At 44.1% G+C, this 17,866-nt stretch carries 12 protein-coding genes; 5 read left to right on the forward strand and 7 right to left on the reverse strand.

Annotated features, from left to right (window positions below; genetic code table 11):
- The first annotated feature begins 124 nt into the window (after window positions 1–124).
- Window positions 125–1,447 carry a hemolysin family protein gene (locus tag BLW60_RS13975; protein WP_074718439.1) on the forward strand — a complete coding sequence of 441 codons (1,323 nt, stop codon included), beginning with the start codon at window positions 125–127 and terminating at the stop codon, window positions 1,445–1,447.
- A gap of 162 nt (window positions 1,448–1,609) precedes the next feature.
- Here BLW60_RS13975 and BLW60_RS13980 read toward each other — a convergent pair whose 3' ends face one another.
- Window positions 1,610–3,736 carry an ATP-binding protein gene (locus tag BLW60_RS13980; protein WP_074718441.1) on the reverse strand — a complete coding sequence of 709 codons (2,127 nt, stop codon included), beginning with the start codon at window positions 3,734–3,736 and terminating at the stop codon, window positions 1,610–1,612.
- A 17-nt stretch (window positions 3,737–3,753) separates the two neighbouring features.
- Window positions 3,754–4,422 (reverse strand): response regulator transcription factor, encoded by a 669-nt coding sequence (locus BLW60_RS13985; RefSeq protein ID WP_074718443.1) that lies wholly within the window; start codon window positions 4,420–4,422, stop codon window positions 3,754–3,756.
- Window positions 4,423–4,784: 362 nt separating this feature from the next.
- Here BLW60_RS13985 and BLW60_RS13990 point away from each other — a divergent pair, with 362 nt between their 5' ends.
- On the forward strand, window positions 4,785–5,486 hold the full coding sequence (locus BLW60_RS13990) for a hypothetical protein (protein WP_074718445.1): 702 nt from the start codon (window positions 4,785–4,787) through the stop codon (window positions 5,484–5,486).
- Between the two features lie 1,058 nt (window positions 5,487–6,544).
- Here BLW60_RS13990 and glmU read toward each other — a convergent pair.
- The 3 genes from glmU to BLW60_RS14005 are packed head-to-tail and all read right to left on the reverse strand — an operon-like array spanning window position 6,545 to window position 9,903.
- A complete protein-coding gene (glmU, locus tag BLW60_RS13995; RefSeq protein ID WP_081348275.1) occupies window positions 6,545–7,921 on the reverse strand; it encodes a bifunctional UDP-N-acetylglucosamine diphosphorylase/glucosamine-1-phosphate N-acetyltransferase GlmU in 1,377 nt (458 codons plus the stop codon).
- Between the two features lie 26 nt (window positions 7,922–7,947).
- A complete protein-coding gene (locus BLW60_RS14000) occupies window positions 7,948–9,123 on the reverse strand; it encodes an alpha/beta hydrolase (RefSeq protein WP_074718449.1) in 1,176 nt (391 codons plus the stop codon).
- An 18-nt stretch (window positions 9,124–9,141) separates the two neighbouring features.
- On the reverse strand, window positions 9,142–9,903 hold the full coding sequence (locus tag BLW60_RS14005; protein ID WP_074718451.1) for a hypothetical protein: 762 nt from the start codon (window positions 9,901–9,903) through the stop codon (window positions 9,142–9,144).
- A gap of 301 nt (window positions 9,904–10,204) precedes the next feature.
- Between BLW60_RS14005 and ppdK the strand changes: the two genes are divergently transcribed.
- From ppdK to BLW60_RS14020, 3 genes are all read left to right on the forward strand, one after another.
- The gene (gene ppdK, locus BLW60_RS14010) at window positions 10,205–12,832 is read left to right on the forward strand and encodes a pyruvate, phosphate dikinase (protein WP_074718453.1); all 2,628 of its coding nucleotides are present in this window, start codon (window positions 10,205–10,207) and stop codon (window positions 12,830–12,832) included.
- A 240-nt stretch (window positions 12,833–13,072) separates the two neighbouring features.
- Window positions 13,073–13,822, forward strand: coding sequence for a hypothetical protein (locus tag BLW60_RS14015; RefSeq protein ID WP_074718455.1), 750 nt, complete (start codon window positions 13,073–13,075; stop codon window positions 13,820–13,822).
- Between the two features lie 128 nt (window positions 13,823–13,950).
- On the forward strand, window positions 13,951–14,412 hold the full coding sequence (locus BLW60_RS14020; protein WP_074718457.1) for an NUDIX hydrolase: 462 nt from the start codon (window positions 13,951–13,953) through the stop codon (window positions 14,410–14,412).
- A 201-nt stretch (window positions 14,413–14,613) separates the two neighbouring features.
- On the opposite strand, the gene BLW60_RS14025 is transcribed toward BLW60_RS14020, so the two are convergent.
- Both BLW60_RS14025 and BLW60_RS14030 read right to left on the reverse strand, forming a co-directional pair.
- Entirely contained in the window at window positions 14,614–16,005 is a 1,392-nt protein-coding gene (locus tag BLW60_RS14025) for a sensor domain-containing diguanylate cyclase (RefSeq protein WP_074718459.1), read from the reverse strand.
- Between the two features lie 122 nt (window positions 16,006–16,127).
- Entirely contained in the window at window positions 16,128–17,825 is a 1,698-nt protein-coding gene (locus BLW60_RS14030) for a S41 family peptidase (RefSeq protein WP_074718461.1), read from the reverse strand.
- Window positions 17,826–17,866: the final 41 nt, after the last annotated feature.

Genomic DNA, 17,866 nt, shown 5'->3' on the forward strand with positions numbered 1-17,866 from the left:
GGAAATACTTCGTTAAATACGTATTTATAAGGCATGGTCTTCACTATCGTTTGTGTTAGACTGTGCCTTTTAGAGGTTACACAAATATACAAAAATAAATACTTTATCTAACGGAGGATATAAAATGATAGGGCAGATAATTCTGCAAATAATACTCATCGCGCTGAACGCGCTTTTCGCTTGCACTGAGGTGGCGGTCATCTCAACAAGCGATGTAAAACTTGAAAAGCTTGCCGCCAGCGGCAATAAAAAAGCCATAAGGCTGAAAAAACTCACAGACTCACCCACACGCTTCCTTGCTACGATACAGGTCGCTATAACTCTTGCAGGCTTCATCGGTGCAGCTTTTGCTGCCGACAGCTTCTCTGAGTACCTCACCTCTGCCATATTAAAAACAGGCATCGGTATCCCTGCGACTGTACTCAAAAAGATATCAGTCGTACTTATAACGCTGATACTCTCTTACTTCACCCTTGTTTTCGGTGAGCTCGTACCAAAACGCGTAGCTATGAAAGATCCCGAAAAGATCGCCCTTGCCATGAGCAAGACCATATCTCTGGTCGCAAAAATATTTGCTCCGCTTGTATGGCTTCTCAACACATCAGCCAACGGCATACTCAAACTTATCGGCATTGACCCCGAAAGCGAGGACGACACCGTTACCGAGGAAGAGATACTTATGATGTCCGATGCAGGTGCTGAAAAAGGCACTATCGACGAGGACGAGAACCGTATCATCAAGAACATTTTCGCTTTCGATGATACCACAGCCGAACAGGTATGCACTCACAGAACAGACGTTGATGTGCTCTGGAGCAATGACGATATATCGGTATGGGAAGAAACGATACACCGCACCCGTCACTCATCTTTCCCTATATGCGGTGAAAGTGTGGACAATGTTATCGGAGTCCTCAACGCAAAGGACTATTTCAGACTTGACAACAAGACACGCGAAAATATAATGAAGGAAGCCGTCCGCGAACCATGCTTCGTTCACGAAAGCATGAAGGCTGACCGCCTTTTCGATCAGATGAAGCAGCGCGGTGCAGACCACTTTGCAATAGTTGTAGACGAATACGGCGGCATGAGCGGTATAATCACTATTACCGACCTCGTTGAGGAGCTTGTCGGCGACTTCGCAGACGATCCCGAGGACGAGCCTGCTGCAAGACTTGAAGAGACAGAGAAAAATGTATGGACAGTTCCGGGTATGACCTCACTCAGCGACGTGTGCGAGGAGCTTGAAGTTACTCTCCCTGCGGATAAATACGAAACTTTCGGCGGATATGTCATAGCCGAGCTTGGAGAGATACCAAAGGACGGTTCTCAGCTCAAATTCCAAAGAGACGGACTCGATATCGAAGTCCTTGAAGTCAAGCATCACCGTATAGAAGTCTGTCGCGTCAAGAAGCTTCCTGCTGTTGAAACAAAGGAAGAAGAATGATAACAGTGATAAGTGCATAGTTAAGGGGCTGCCAAGGCAGCCCTTTTATGTTACCCTAACAGCAATATATATGTAGGGAACGCCGCCCTCGGCGTTCCCTATTATTTTCTGTGTTATACACCGCGAAAAAGCCCGTAAGCTTAAAGCTTACGGGCTTTACAATTACATTGTTATTACGAAGCAGACGCTCTTGCCGGGCTGGTTCATAATATGTACCTTGAACTTATGCTTGTCTATGATAGACTTCGCAATGGCAAGTCCGAGACCATAACCGCCTGTTGCACGGTTTCTGGACTGGTCGCTTCTGTAAAATCTCTCGAATATCTTGTCTGTTTCTTCTTCCTTGATGCCATCACCTGTGTTGTATACCGAGAACAGCTTTCTGTCGCCTGTTTTCTTCAGCGTTACTCTTACAGTACCGCCGTCGTTCGAGTATTTCAGCGCATTATCAATGAAGATAGCAGCCATTTGCTTGATATGCTTCTCACTTCCGCAGAGCATTACGTCCTCATCAACATTTACCTCAAACTTCTTGTTGTTCTCAAATGCCTGACACTCAAAAGGAAGTGCAGTATTGACGATAGCCTTGCTGAGATTGAAGTATTTGCGTTCAAGGTCTGTATTGTTGTTTTCGAGCCTTGTAAGGTTGAGCAGGTCATTTACAAGTATGCTCATACGGTCGGTCTGCGCCTTGATGTACTTCAGCCACTTATTATCACCTATCTCGCCTTCAAGTACATCTGCATTTGCAGAAATAACTGTAAGAGGTGTTTTAAGCTCGTGGCTTGCATCTGATACGAACTGCTTCTGCTTATCGAAAGCTGTCTTGATAGGCTGGATACTTCTCTTGCTGAGGAAGTAAGCAAGAACAGAAAGTATAACGAGTGCTATAGAACCAATGATAACAGTTGTTCTCTTGAGCTGTCTGAGCATATCCATTTCATAGCTCTTGTCTGTGAATACCATAAGAGTTCCGTTAGGCTTTGATGTCTGATAGAACTGATACGAATTCACCATACCTGTATCAATATTCTCTTCAAGTATCCTTGTGATATAATTCTGAGCTGTTTCAGCATTCATGTCATCGTTATTTTTCGCATCAAGATATTTGCCGTTCTTATCTGCCATGATAACAAAGAACTCGATAGAACCCAGTGACTTCGGGATAGGCTCTTCTTTAGGAGCATTTACGGCAGTATTCTGACGAGACTGATAATTCTGCTGAACACTTGTAGCATCAGATGATGCTGCGGAAAGCTCCGTTCTGTTTGCAAGAGGCTTTATGTATGCCGACATATCATCACTGTAGCTGTATGCAGTTTTGTCGGCAATTTTTTTCTCATCGGCATCAGTTGCTTTTTCTTCCGAAACGTTATCATAACGTGGATCCATTTCACCGTGATCGTTTATCGTATCATAACGAGGATCATTTTCGCCGTGGTCGTTACGTGTCACAGGATACTCGCTCGAGTAAGCCTTAGTCTGCTCCCATACCCACGGATAATAGCCCCACATCCATGTGTACCACGGATAAGTGCCCTGTGCATTGGGATCTCCCCACTGACCATTCCACTGTCCGTTATTGTTCTGGTCGCCCCATTGTCCGTTCCACTGTCCGTTATTCTGGTCGCCCCATTGTCCGTTCCATTGTCCGTTATTGGGATCGCCCCACTGACCGTTCCACTGTCCGTTATTCTGATCTCCGTTGTTCCAGTTGCTCCAGTCCCAGCCGCCCTGGTCCCATGAGGGAGTTGCTCCCGATGAAGCATCAGCAGACGGAGCCTGAGTTTCGGGTGCCTGTGTCGCAGGTGCCTGAGTTTCGGGCGGTACAGTCTCGGCAGGCTGCTCATCATGCGGCTCATCATAAGACTCCTGATTTTCCTCTATGACCTGTGTTTCTTCCTGAGCAGGGTCTGTAGGAGCATCTGTCACCTTTTCCTTTGTCTTTTCGGCAGTTGTCTGTGCCTGAGTTGAAGAAGGCTTTTCCGTAGTAGTCGGATCGGTCGGCTTGGTCTCGGAAGGCTTTTTTTCCTTCTCGAGTCTCCTGTCGTCCTTGATTTCGTTACTCATAGGCACGGCGTACTTGAACCTTGCCTCTTTTTCATCATACTCTATTCCCGAAGCTATCTGCATCAGGACTTCCTTTGACTGTCCGCGCATTACAGCTTTTGTAATAACATTGATCGAGCTTATAAGTGCCACAAAGACCGCAAGAAGAATACTAACGATCATTGTAAAAAGCTTCATCTGCGCTTTTTTGAACATTTTGTCATGTGCCTTTTTGAACATAACAGCATTCCTCCTTTTTATTCAAGTGAATAACCGATGCCTCTGGCAGTTTTTATCTGTACAGGAGCAGATATGACTGAAAGCTTCTTTCTGAGGAAAGATATGTATACCTCTATATTATTATACTCCACATCGCTCTCATATCCCCATATCTTTTCAATGATACGCTCCTTTGGAAGTATCTGGTGGGGATTGGAGATAAGAAGCTCCATTATCTGGTATTCTTTCAGCGAAAGCTTGACATCATTGCCCTTCCACATTACAGAACAGGTATTCTTGTTAAGCTCAAGCCCGTTGTAATCGAGTCTGTTTTCGTCAACTATCTCGCCTTTTCTTCTTGTAAGAGCTCTTACTCTCGCAAGGAGCTCGCCTGTGACGAAAGGCTTTGTAAGATAATCGTCCGCACCGCAGTCCAGTCCGTTTATCTTGTCCTCTATCTCGCTTCGTGCTGTCAGCAGGAGTACAGGCGTACTTATATGCTCTCTTCGCATATTTCTAAGTACTTCCATACCGCTCATGCCCGGAAGCATGATATCGAGTATGATACAATCATATACCCCTGTGAGCGCGTTGTCAAGCCCGCTCACTCCGTCGTATACGGTATCAACATTATACATATTCCTTTTAAGTATCTCTGAAAGTGCATCAGCCAGCTGCATCTCGTCCTCCACAACGAGAAGTCTCATATAAAATACCCCCTTGGCGTTTTCGCGGCTGCACAAAGCAGCAATTTTTTTCATATTCAAGGTGTAAAAAGCGTACACCATTCCACTCTAATTCTATTATACCACACATTATTGAAATAGTCTTAAAAATTATGAATAGTTCAATATGTTGATTAGGAAAAAATTATTTAAGTTTTTTGTGCATATCAACAGTTTTTAGTTTTGTTCGCTAACAATTGTTGACTGCGAAATGAATTTGTGATAAAATTGAATATGCAAACAGAGAATAATAATTCACTGTTTTTACTCGTAATAAATATAATATATACTATTATATGATATGTAATAGGGTATACTAAAAGATAGAATGGGAGGGACGGCAAATGATTTCACCGAATGAGCGAAGAAAGATAGGTTTTCCTCTTCTGGCATCTACCAATTCGGAAATGAAAAAATATACCGATGTATACAGTCTTTTTGCAGAAAACGGCTATTCAAAGGATCTTTGTGAGGCATACGCCGATGCTTTTCTGGACAACGTGAAAAAGCCCTCTCCTTTTGATATAATTCAGGTAGCTGAACTTTATGACAGGATACACGACCATAAAACAGCCTTTTTTTATCTTGAAAAGCTTACAGAAAAGAAACTCGGCGGAGATGAAAGGTTTTACTTCTGCATAGAGGTGCTGACTATCCTCGGCAAGATCGGCAACTGGCGCGAGGCTGAAAATTTCCGCACGAATAATATCAGTTTCCTGCAAAAGCATTGCGAAAAAGCTACTGCGACTATGCAGGCGCAGCTTTATATAGCACTTGCGATAACCGACTGTGCTGCAAAAAACTATCAGCCGGGACTGAAACTGCTGAAATTCGGCTACAAGCCTCAGGGACCAAAGGATATCACCCTGCTTGAAATATTCATTACGGCAGTTTACATTTTTGCAAAAGCAGGCGACAGCGAAGGACTTGAAGGTGCTCTTCATAATGCCGATTGCTGTCTCGCACTTTTCAAGGATTTCGATTTCTCATGGCAGAGCCACTACTACCGCGAACGCATCGAAAACGCAGCCAACGGAATACTGTGACCAAAGCTCCGAAGTTGTCCCTTCGGAGCTTTTTATGAGGGAACGCCGCCTGCAATATAGTTAAAATAAAAAAATATATATGAAATATTCAAAATCTGCTCTAAAAAAATTCACAAATAATTATTTATTATTTTTAACCTTTGAAATAAATAACAAAATTTTTCGGTGAGTTTCTTTATCGTTAAAAGATGTTGTTTTCGTGCTATAAAATCACAGTGACGATAAAACAACGCATTTTCGGGGAATTAAAAATTAACTTTCCGTTTAAAAGTTGTATAATTATCTTCTGAGGAAATTAATTTCTAAAATATGTATTTATTAGATTTGTTATTTCGTTAACATTTTATTAACATAAATGTTTATACATATTTTAGCAATATAGTCCTAATTTTAAGCAATATAATCAATTGAACTTCCCGTCCCTATGTTTTATAATACAATTGTTGGAAGAGAAAAACGCCGAAACATCGGCTAATCTCTCCGATCGCATAATTAAAGATATATTATGTGTCCTGTAACAAAAATCGGCAATTATATCCTGTATTGCTTTATGCGGTTTTAAACTCCGCCGCATTTATCAGCACTAATTGGTTTCACTAAACATCCTACTCCCTCGACTGTTATTAAACATTAATGCCTATAATATGTTTAATCGCCTAAAACAGTCTTTCAGTTATTTGAAACATCAGCACAATCGTGATACCACAGCAAGCGGATATAAGGCACTTCGGAATTTGTGCCCGCCGTAAGGCAACTGCGTATAGAGGGTGCGCAGGAGCCAACTCGATAGCGACCTTGATTGGCTTTTGAGAGGGTGTCAATAAAGGTCGTTATTATTTTGCCAGTTCCGGTTCTATACCTATTATAAAGAAGCTGTCCAACGGGCAGCTTTTTTACTTGCAGCGTGACGCTGCACCTGCATTGTTTTTATCGGAACGCCGAGGGTTACTCCCTACAGTGTAGGGAGATGTCAGCAGAGCTGGCAGAGGGACGCGGCTCCCGTTGGGGGCGTTCCCTACAAGCTAACAGAAAAACGGGCGGAATATCCGCCCGTTTTCTTATTTACTAAGCTTGCTCTTGAGCTTTCTGAGTGTGTAGCCCTCATTGATCTTCATAACGCCTCTGTCGATAGCAAGTGCATAATCAGGAACATCTCTTGTAACGGTAGTTCCTGCGGCAGTATATACTGCCTTGCCAAGCTTTACAGGTGCGATAAGGTTGGTGTTACAGCCCACGAAGCAGTTATCACCGATAACACAGCGGCTCTTTGCGATACCGTCATAGTTTACGGTAACAGTTCCGCAGCCTATGTTTACGCGCTTTCCGACATCACTGTCGCCAACGTAAGCAAGATGTGCGATAGCTGTCTTTTCGCCGATAGTTGAATTCTTTATCTCAACAAAGTCTCCTATCTTAGCTCCCGACTTGATAACGCTGTCAGGACGGATATGTACATAAGGTCCTATCTTTACGCCTGCTTCTATCTCGGCTTCATATGCCTGTACAGTGTGAAGATTTACGTCGTCGCCTATCTTGCAGTTCTCGATAACTGTGTTAGGACCTATCTTGCAGTTCTTACCGATAGTGGTATTCTTGCGTATGATAGTATTCGGAAGTATCTCTGTGCCCACGCCTATCTCAACGCCGCGCTCGATAACGACTCCGTCTGTGCAGGTGAACTCAACACCGTTAGCAAGGTGCTTTTCGATAACAGCCATTCTTGCGTATGTATTCAGTGCAAGCAGGTCTTTTCTGTCATTTGCGCCCTTGATGATATCAGCATTCTCTGACTTGTATGCACCTGCATTCTTGCCCTCTGAAAGAGCTATGGAAATAGTATCTGTAAGGTAATACTCTTTCTGTACATTATCGTTTGTGATCTTTCCGAGAAGCTCGATAAGATCAGCAGTTCTGAACCAGTATGTGCCCGAATTAACTTCCTTTATCTGACGCTGCTCCTCTGTAGCGTCCTTCTGCTCAACGATGCCGCTTATGCCGCCTGCCGAGCGGATTATTCTTCCGTATCCGAAAGGGTTCTCAAGTTCAGCTGTGATAACTGTAACAGCGTTGTTCTGCTGTTTGTGAATGATAAGAGACTCCTTTATGGTCTCAGCATCAATAAACGGAGCATCTCCGCAAAGCACGAGAGTATTTCCGTCTGTATCCTCTTCAAGGAAAGGTATTGCCTGCATAACAGCATGACCCGTACCGAGTCTTTCTGCCTGCAAAACAGTCTTGTGCTTTCCGCCGAGATATTCGTCTATCATCTCGCCCTTGAAGCCCTTTACAACGCAGATATCATTTATATCTGCACTTTCACAGGCTGATATTACCCAGTTGAGCATAGGTTCGCCGAGAACCTTGAAAAGCGGCTTTGGCATTTCAGCTTTCATGCGCTTGCCCTGTCCGCCGGCTAAGATTATTGCCTTATTCATGTCTATTCCTCCTGTATTTTATATAATTATTCTGTCGGGAAATTCTGTTTCAGATATTCACAAAGCATATTTCCTACATAGCTTCTATGGTAACTATTCTCATATATCATCAGATTGGCAGATACACCGTGAGCTGTCAATCTTTCGTAAACAGACTTTGCATCTTCGGGGATAGTCGGCAAATCTGCATATTCTTCAGGTTTTTGATTTCTGAACCTGTATGTCTCGTTTTCGCCTGCACATATAAAGACTTTTTTGTCCATTGTCTCATTGCGGTCGAAATAACCGAACTCATTCCTGTATGCATACGGATCGGAAATACTTTTCAAGTCCATTTTATCGCCGCTGTCATAATAATAACTCCAGAGTGCGGGGCTTGCAATTATATAGTTTGCGAAAGGCTGATATTCATACCTGTCGGAATTGCAGAGAGCGTAGTGAGAAAACAGACCGCCCAGCGAATGTCCGAACAAAACGCTTCGGCTGCTGTCCACCTTATAATTGGCAGAGATAAGCTGCATAAGGTCATTGGTTATGAAATCCAGCATCTTATCCTGCTTTACGGCAAACTTGTCATATCTCACATTGTCATCAACACCGTCCGTATCATAATCGTAGCCGAGAGTAACAAATATCACAGGAGCTGCTTCTCCTTCGTTTATAAGCTGCCACGCATCAGGCAATTTTGTGAGCCAGTACTCCGCATCACAGACCAGAAATACAGGATACTCCTTATTTTCATCGTAATCCGGCGGCAGTATTATATGTGAGAGAAAACCTGCATCAAGCTGTTCATCGTAGATTTTCAGCTCGCGGATATTTTCCTCTATGCTCTTCACCTTTTTATGTACAGCATCGCCCGTTTCCTGCGGTATACCATATGAAAGACGGTTGACACCTATCTGAAAGGCTTTTTCCGGATAAAGCAGAGTAAACTCGCGGTAACTGGTATTTTCCCTTTCCTTATCGGTCATGGTATCGGGATATGTAAGTCCGTCATAGTACTCGATCGGAGGAGCAGTCGGCTTTTCCGTAGCAGGTTCTGTTTGGGTTTCTGTGGTCTGCTCTGCGACAGTCTCAGCGGCTGTAGTAGTCTCAGCCGTATTATCGGAAGATGAGCTATTCTCTTTTGTATCACTGCACGAAACAGCTGTACAAAAAAGCAAAGCACAGGTAATAAATGTTGTAATACGTTTTTTCATGAGGATCACCTAAAAGCTTCAGTCATCAGATCTTGCAGCAGGGCTTTCGCTGTCCTGGGATTCGCCGTCCCTTTCGAGCAATTCTACCAATTCGGAAGGTGTTACAGGCACATACTTCCAGCCGTCATCTTTAATGTAAACGAAGCAGGCTTCTTCTTCGCCTCCGTCTCTGACGCCGTCTCTGCGGATATCAATGTTCATTGTGAGGTAATAGCCTTTTTCCACTTCATATTTTGACTTGTCAACACTCATCATATCAGCAACGGACTCAAAATACTTTTCAGCTCCGCGAAGTGCATCAGCGTTAAGCTCCTTTATTTTTTCAGCCTTGCTTTCCACAAGCTTGCCGTTGCTGCTGCCCATAAGGTCGGAAGCATCTTCAAATGAAGAAGCAAACTCGGAATTTATAATAGCATCTGCTATGTTTTTAGGGTACATAGAGTTGATGAGTTCATCTGCATCTCCTCTGAGAGTCATCTCTGCGAACTCAGTTACTGCTGTATTCATCTCTTTGATAACATCGTCCGATGCTTCCTTATCGACAATGCCGGCGTTCTCATCTTCCTTTTCGCCGTCATTTTTGTCATCATCATCTTTATCATCGTCTTTGTTATCACTGTCGGTTTTTTCCGTTGTCTTTTCGGCTGTAGTTTCCTCGGCAGCTGTTGTTACCTTGGTCTTGCTGTCGGAAGAAGCTTCGCCGTCACTTTTGTCACCGCATGAAACCGCGCTGCAAATGAACATAGTGCAGGCAAAAAGTATAGCTGTAAGTTTTTTCATAATACTTTACTCCTTAGTGTAAACTTCATGTATAATCATTCTGCCCTATATGTTAAAAATACTATGGGCATAAATAGTGACCGTACCTAATTATTCTTACATACTTTAACAATAATTGCAAGCCTTTTTTGGAGAAAACATTTTTCTTTGTTGATTTTTATACAAAGTGCAGCTATTTTAACGCCTATTTTTTGTCATCGCATATATGGTATTTTTTTCTAAGATGTGTTATAATAGGTATAACTCGAATGATGTCTTTCTTGGGATCGTTCGGTAATGTTTAAAATGGAGGTATACACCAATGGCAAATAAGTATTGTTACCTTTTCTCTGAAGGTAATGCCAACATGAGAGAGCTTCTCGGCGGTAAGGGTGCTAACCTGGCTGAGATGACAAACATCGGTCTCCCTGTTCCTCAGGGCTTCACGATCACAACAGAGGCTTGTACTCAGTATTATGAGGACGGCGGTATCTCTGATGAGATCCAGGCTGAGATCAACGAGTATATCGTTAAAATGGAAGGAATCACAGGAAAGAAGTTCGGCGATAAGGAGAATCCTCTCCTCGTATCTGTACGTTCAGGTGCAAGAGCTTCAATGCCTGGTATGATGGATACAATCCTTAACCTCGGTCTTAATGAGACTGTTGTTAACACAATTGCTGAAAAGTCAAACAATCCAAGATGGGCTTGGGACTGCTACAGAAGATTCATTCAGATGTATTCTGACGTAGTTATGGAAGTTGGTAAGAAGTACTTTGAAGAACTCATCGACAAGATGAAGGCTGAAAAGGGTGTAACTCAGGACGTTGAGCTCACAGCTGACGACCTCAAGACACTTGCTGGTCAGTTCAAGGCTGAATACAAGGCTAAGATCGGCGTTGACTTCCCTGACGATCCTAAGGAGCAGCTCATGGGTGCTATCAAGGCTGTATTCCGTTCATGGGATAACCCAAGAGCTAACGTATACAGAAGAGATAACGATATCCCATTCTCATGGGGTACTGCTGTAAACGTACAGTCAATGGCATTCGGTAACATGGGCGACGACTGCGGTACAGGTGTTGCATTTACTCGTGACCCTGCTACAGGTGAGAAGAAGCTCATGGGCGAGTTCCTTACAAACGCACAGGGCGAGGACGTTGTTGCCGGCGTTCGTACTCCTATGCCTATCCAGCAGATGGCTGAAACATTCCCTGAGGCTTTCGCTCAGTTCAAGGAAGTTTGCCAGACTCTCGAAAATCACTATCACGATATGCAGGATATGGAGTTCACTGTTGAAAACAAGAAGCTCTATATGCTCCAGACAAGAAACGGTAAGAGAACTGCACAGGCTGCTCTCAAGATCGCTTGTGACCTCGTTGATGAGGGCATGAAGACAGAGCAGGAAGCTGTTGCAATGATCGATCCAAGAAACCTCGATACACTTCTCCACCCACAGTTCGATACAAAGGCTCTCAAGGCTGCTACTCCTATCGGCAAGGGCCTCGGTGCTTCACCAGGAGCTGCTTGCGGTAAGATCGTATTCACAGCTGATGACGCTGTAGAGTGGGCTGCTAAGGGCGAGAAGGTAGTTCTCGTACGTCTCGAAACATCACCAGAAGATATCACAGGTATGAAGGCTGCTCAGGGTATCCTCACAGTTCGTGGTGGTATGACATCACACGCTGCTGTTGTTGCTCGTGGTATGGGTGAGTGCTGCGTTTCAGGATGCGGCGACATCAAGATGGACGAAGCTAACAAGAAGTTCGAGCTCGCAGGCAAGACATTCGTTGAAGGCGATTACATCTCTATCGACGGTACAACAGGTAACATCTACGATGGTATCATTCCTACTGTTGACGCTCAGATCGCTGGCGAATTCGGCAGAATCATGGCTTGGGCTGATAAGTACAGAACTCTCAAGGTTAGAACAAATGCTGATACTCCTGCTGACGCTAAGAAGGCAAGAGAGCTCGGCGCAGAAGGTATCGGTCTCTGCCGTACAGAGCATATGTTCTTCGAGGCTGACAGAATCGCTGCTTTCCGTGAGATGATCTGCTCAGATACAGTTGAAGGAAGAGAAGCTGCTCTCGCTAAGATCGAGCCAATGCAGCAGAGTGACTTCGAGGCTCTCTATGAGGCTCTCGAGGGTAACCCGGTTACTATCCGTTTCCTGGATCCACCTCTCCACGAATTCGTTCCTACTGAGGAAGATGATATCGCTGCTCTCGCTAAGGCTCAGGGCAAGTCAGTTGCTGACATCAAGAACATCATCGCTTCACTCCACGAGTTCAACCCAATGATGGGCCACAGAGGCTGCCGTCTTGCTGTAACATATCCTGAGATCGCTGCTATGCAGACAAAGGCTGTTATCAAGGCTGCTATCAACGTTAAGAAGAAGCACCCTGACTGGAACGTTAAGCCTGAGATCATGATCCCACTCGTTGGCGATGTTAAGGAGCTCAAGTACGTTAAGAAGGTTGTTGTTGAGACTGCTGACGCTGTTATCAAGGAAGCCGGCGCTAACCTCGAGTACGAAGTTGGTACAATGATCGAGATCCCAAGAGCTGCTCTTACAGCTGACGAGATCGCTGCTAACGCTGACTTCTTCTGCTTCGGTACAAATGACCTTACACAGATGACTTACGGCTTCTCACGTGACGATGCTGGTAAGTTCCTCGGTGCTTACTACGACAAGAAGATCTTCGAGAACGATCCTTTCGCTAAGCTCGATCAGGCTGGCGTTGGTAAGCTCATGGAAATGGCTATCAAGCTCGGTAAGCCTGTTAATCCTAAGCTCCACTGCGGTATCTGCGGTGAGCACGGCGGTGATCCTACATCTGTTGAGTTCTGCCACAAGATCGGCCTCGACTATGTATCTTGCTCACCTTTCCGTGTTCCGATCGCTCGTCTCGCTGCTGCTCAGGCTGCAATCGCTGACAAGAAGTAATTCTTTCGGAAAGATAGAACAATACAATAACAAAGTCCTCACAGTTTCGGCTGTGAGGACTTTTTTATCTCAGAAAAAAACGCACAAAAACGTATCTATTTTTTTGTGTAAAAATTAATATAGAAATTTTGCTTTTTTTGTTACAATCAGGTCTCTTTCTGCGAATATTATTAGTGAAAGCAAAAATACAGGAAGCTTCAAAAAATACTCTTGTAAATATAAAAAAAGGAGACAATAAAAATGAAAAAGGCATTATTTATCACAGTATTAACTACCGTATCTTTAGGACTTATCGGCTGTGAAGCCGTAAATACTGCCAACCGCTCCGCAATGAGCAGCATCACAGCAACTGTAACAACTTCTGCCGAATCTGACTCAGCCCCTGTAAAAACTGAAACTGCGGCTGTTTCCGAAGCTTCCGATGAAGCCGCTGTGCCTATGAAGAATTCTATCAGCACTGACACAGATAATACCGCTGACTGGAAAACAGCATACAAGAAAACTCTTACTGAATTTATGGACTCAGATAACTACGGCGAGATGTCCACATGGGATATACAGGACATTGATAACGACGGAACTCCCGAATTGCTTATATCAGAAGCTCAGCAGCATATTAAAGGCGTTATGTTCTACTATTATGAGAACGGCAATGCTGTCCCCGTACTTGATGATAACAGAAATCCTCTGCGCTACGGTGTTTACGGCGGAGTACTGATCTGCCCCGAGGAAAGTCTTATTGGAATAACTGATGTAAAGCAGGGATTGAATTATTCCGTTATGCATAAATACGAAAACCACAGGATCACTTTTGTTCAAAGAACGCTTGAGGACTCAGGCACAGTAGGAAAAGAGAATGTTACTTACACAGTTAACGATGATACTGTAGGTGAAGAAGAATACAACATCGCGCTCGATGAATTCAGCTCAAAGAACTGGACAGCTGTAGGTAATCAATATACATTTGATGACCTTTCGGCTCTTGACTAAAGACAGTTACAATCTCCTTAATAAATAAAGTAAGTCCCCATAGCTTCGGCTGTGGGGACTTGCTTATATTGACTTGTTTTTCCTGCTGTGGTATAATTGATAAAAATCGTCTGACGGAGGCAGCAACTATGGGATATATCATGGAACTTCGCAAAACACTGGGCAGCCGACCTCTTATCATGGCAGGCGCAGGAGTCATACTCGTAAACGATAAAAATGAGATACTGCTTCAAAAGCGCAGCGACAACGGCTTCTGGGACTACCCTGCGGGCTCAATGGAGCTTGGCGAGAGCTTTGAGGAGTGCGCACGGAGAGAGGTGCTGGAAGAAACAGGTCTGACCTGCGGCAAGCTTGAATTCTTTATGGATCTGTCGGGAAAGGACTCCTTCTACGAGTACCCCAACGGCGACCAGACCTACGCCGCAGCAATAATATATGTATGCCGCGAGTTTTCGGGCAAGCTGAAAGAGAATGATGACGAAGTCATGACACAGAGGTTCTTCCCTCTTGATGAACTTCCTGCGAAGAACGATCCGCGAGGACTCGGAATTTTTGACAAGCTTAGGGAATATCTCTCCACTCACAGTTAACTGTAATACCGAAAAAACTCAAAGTTTAGAGTTGAGAGTTGAGAGTTGTGGAGTCGCCTGCGTCAACATTATTTAAATAATGTGAGCAAAGCGAACTCATTAACTCTCAACTCTCAATTCTCAACTCTCAACTGATAGTCAATAAAATGCCCCGAAGCACTTTAATTGCCTCGGGGCTGAATTTATATATGCGTACCCAACTTATCTGTACTTACGCTCGGGGTGATTTTTGTAGTATTCATTCTTATCGGCGTACATACGCTCATCGGCAATATGCATCACACTGCGGATATCATCGCCCTCATTGACGATACAAGTACCCACGGCAAAGTGCACATTTCTCGTATTCGCAGCCTGATCGGTGAGCTGTTTTACTCTTGCTTCCATTGCCGCTTCATCAAGTCCGTCAGCTATGAGCATGAACTCGTCACCGCCTGCACGGTACACCTCGCTGTCATAGAAAACTCCGCGAAGTATAGCCGCAGCATTTTTCAGCAGCTGATCGCCTGCAATGTGACCTTCCTCATCGTTCACGCGCTTTAGTCCGTTAAGATCGGCAAATGCAACAGCATAAGGATATTTCATTTTCCTCTTTCCCTCAACTATCTCATCTACCGTATTATTCATGGTATTACGGTTCTTAACTCCTGTCAGCATATCCACAGAGCTGAGTATCTCCAGTTTCTGCATAAGCTGATAGTTGGCTATCTCAGAAGCAAGGAAGAAAGTTGTCAGCTCCAGCGTTTCCTTTATTTTTACCGTGTTTTCGATATTGAAGTTTATAGCCCAGATATACCCGATAGTACAGCCGTTATGTTTAAGCGGAAAGAGTACGATACTCTTTGCACCTGCCAGCACAAGGAAGTCATGCCAAACAGGATTTATCGACCTGAGCCACTCCATATCATGCTGATCCTTGACTATGATACAGGTACTGTCGCCTAAAGTATCGTCCCATGTACTTGCGATCTCAACAAATTTTTCATCAAGATAATGATCCAAAGGCTTCATTCCGCAGCCGTACTTTATAGCTTCACAGAAACTCTCACAGCTGCGCTCCTCCTTATTCAGCAGAAGTATGCAGCAGTGATCGGAGTCGCATATCTGACGAATATCCTCAATTACTTCATTGAAGGTCTTATGTATATCACCTGTGCCGCGCAGCTTTATACAGGTCTTTATAACAGCCGAAGATGTATCGGCAGAAAGACTTGCTCTCTGCTCCAGATCAACATTTGGCGTTACATCGTATGAATATATGCAATATCCGATATTTTCCTCGTCAGATTCAAGTGGAAGCAGGAACATATTCAGCCACAGTCCCATTTGCGGAAGCCTTACATATGAATGAAGGAGCTGTCCCATAAAAGCACTGCGGAAACAGAAGTCCTCGAAGTTTTTATTCTCGGGGAAGTACTCCTCATATGGGGAATTGGGTATGAAAGAACGGTGCATAGTATTCATCATGTCCTCACAATGAGCCCTGTTGCCTGCGGCTATGCGTATATTGCCGTAAGAGCCGTCAGGAAATCTTTCTACGGACATTACACAGGTCTTTGCGCTATACCCATTAATCATCTCATCGAAATTCATATTTAATCCTCCTTGTGCAAGATTATTTTGTCTATATTGCATATTATATCACTTTTTGCCTTAGAAGTCAATTCGCTATATCACTAAATTTAATACGTCTATTCTTACAAGGTCCATATGTTTTACTGCTCATTGAGATAATTTACTGCCCATTCAAGCTCATAGTCCTCTCCGTCACGGAATATCTTCATTGCCGCATCATAGTCGAAAGGTATGCGCACCTCAACAGGGTCGCGGCTCACACGGTCAGCCTTTGTATCTATATAGGGTACGCCGTCCTCACCAAGCAGCAGACCTGTGGGATACAAAACTTCCACAACAGAGTCTGAAAGCACACAGCAGCCCCCTGTTTCCTGACCGCTTCCACTGGGATCGGTAATGCCTGCAAGGGTAACATTAGGCAGCTTTGAAAGATACAGCGAAGCCGCATCGCCTGCACTTATACATTCAAGATTGGTAAGTGCAACTACTTTAAGATCTGCAAATTCTCCCGTACCGCGGATATATCTCTCTGCGGCGCAGATGTATTCTCCATTGCGGTACAAGCCGAGCCCGTGAGTAAAATATTTCTCGTTGGTAAGAAGTTCGCAAAATGAAACTGTCGGAGCATCACAGCCGCCCATATTGTCACGAAGATCAATGACAAGATACTCCATGCCCTGTTCTTTCAGACTGTTCAGCTTTTTTCGGAATATCTTCTTCAGATAATCGCTTCTGCCGCTGAGATCGTTTATTATATCACGCAGACCACTGCCCGAGCTCTGAGCATTCATCGTAATATAGCCGCATTTGTCATTCAGCATCTTTGTGCTGAAATTGGGCTGCTCTGCCTTCTGTATCTGTGTAAAGGCATCATAAGCCTCATAAAATGTATTGTTTTCGCCCAGATCATTGAGCACAGCGGTCTGTTCTTTTCCCGACTTGTCAAGGAACGAGACTTCCACAGTATCTCCGCCTGTGCCCGAAAGGTACATAGCACTGACCTTATCCGCATTGGCTTTTACAGGTTCGCCCCGATCGAGGACATCTTCCGCAGCAGCCTGCTGCACAGGCTTTCCGTTCCACTTGGTAATAACAGTTCCGTCCTCTATACCAAGCCTGTTCACCTCGTCAGTAGTGCATACAGCTATGACTTCGCCGCTGTCAAGACCTATCATGGCAAGACCGTATTCTTTAAGCTCAAACACAGAGGTATATTTTTCGGTATCATAATTGCGCTTTACCATGATATGTCCGTCGTGGAGCTCGTTGCAGAACATTTTTACAGCGTCCGCAAATTTTCCGGGATCCTTTTCCTGCTCCGCCTCTTTCACCATAGGCATATACTTATTTTCAAGCGCGGAAAAATCGACATCTTTCCACTCTTTAAGTACATAGCTCCTGTCCATTTCCTGCGCCAGTTCATGGAATGACTCGCTGTAGCTCTTACCCATAAAATTATGGGCGTTTTTAGGGAGCACACAGAAAAACACACCGAACACCAAAGTCAATACTCCCACCACAGAACCTATAACTCTGTAGCCTTTCCTCATATTTGCAAGAGGCATCATCAGCAGAGCAAGCACTGCTATAAGATACATTGGAGTACAGCTGTTTACAAGCGAAACATCCCTCACATAGATACAAAAATGCACAATAGTTATGAGAAGCGGTATAAAGCAAAGATCCTGCCATTTTTTCAGCTTATGCTCATTGAACCGCCATTTATGATGAAGTATTGCAAGTATCAGCATTGTAAGCATTATCGCTACGCACCATATGATATGTATTTTTTCTCCACCGTCAAGGTTATGACGCAGTGTTCCGATGAAATTACCCATGTATTTCCCCTTTCGATATGTTTTTTTTATTATAGCATGGA

Origin of the sequence: Ruminococcus flavefaciens, from assembly GCF_900108555.1 — a bacterium.
In the GTDB taxonomy this organism is placed as follows: Bacteria; Bacillota; Clostridia; order Oscillospirales; family Ruminococcaceae; genus Ruminococcus; species Ruminococcus flavefaciens_P.

Bases quoted from the DNA above. Each gene is read 5' to 3' on its own strand.
- BLW60_RS13975 (WP_074718439.1), top strand. From the start codon at position 125: ATGATAGGGCAGATAATTCTGCAAATAATACTCATCGCGCTGAACGCG.
- BLW60_RS13980 (WP_074718441.1), bottom strand. From the start codon at position 3,736: ATGTTCAAAAAGGCACATGACAAAATGTTCAAAAAAGCGCAGATGAAG.
- BLW60_RS13985 (WP_074718443.1), bottom strand. From the start codon at position 4,422: ATGAGACTTCTCGTTGTGGAGGACGAGATGCAGCTGGCTGATGCACTT.
- BLW60_RS13990 (WP_074718445.1), top strand. From the start codon at position 4,785: ATGATTTCACCGAATGAGCGAAGAAAGATAGGTTTTCCTCTTCTGGCA.
- glmU (WP_081348275.1), bottom strand. From the start codon at position 7,921: ATGAATAAGGCAATAATCTTAGCCGGCGGACAGGGCAAGCGCATGAAA.
- BLW60_RS14000 (WP_074718449.1), bottom strand. From the start codon at position 9,123: ATGAAAAAACGTATTACAACATTTATTACCTGTGCTTTGCTTTTTTGT.
- BLW60_RS14005 (WP_074718451.1), bottom strand. From the start codon at position 9,903: ATGAAAAAACTTACAGCTATACTTTTTGCCTGCACTATGTTCATTTGC.
- ppdK (WP_074718453.1), top strand. From the start codon at position 10,205: ATGGCAAATAAGTATTGTTACCTTTTCTCTGAAGGTAATGCCAACATG.
- BLW60_RS14015 (WP_074718455.1), top strand. From the start codon at position 13,073: ATGAAAAAGGCATTATTTATCACAGTATTAACTACCGTATCTTTAGGA.
- BLW60_RS14020 (WP_074718457.1), top strand. From the start codon at position 13,951: ATGGGATATATCATGGAACTTCGCAAAACACTGGGCAGCCGACCTCTT.
- BLW60_RS14025 (WP_074718459.1), bottom strand. From the start codon at position 16,005: ATGAATTTCGATGAGATGATTAATGGGTATAGCGCAAAGACCTGTGTA.
- BLW60_RS14030 (WP_074718461.1), bottom strand. From the start codon at position 17,825: ATGGGTAATTTCATCGGAACACTGCGTCATAACCTTGACGGTGGAGAA.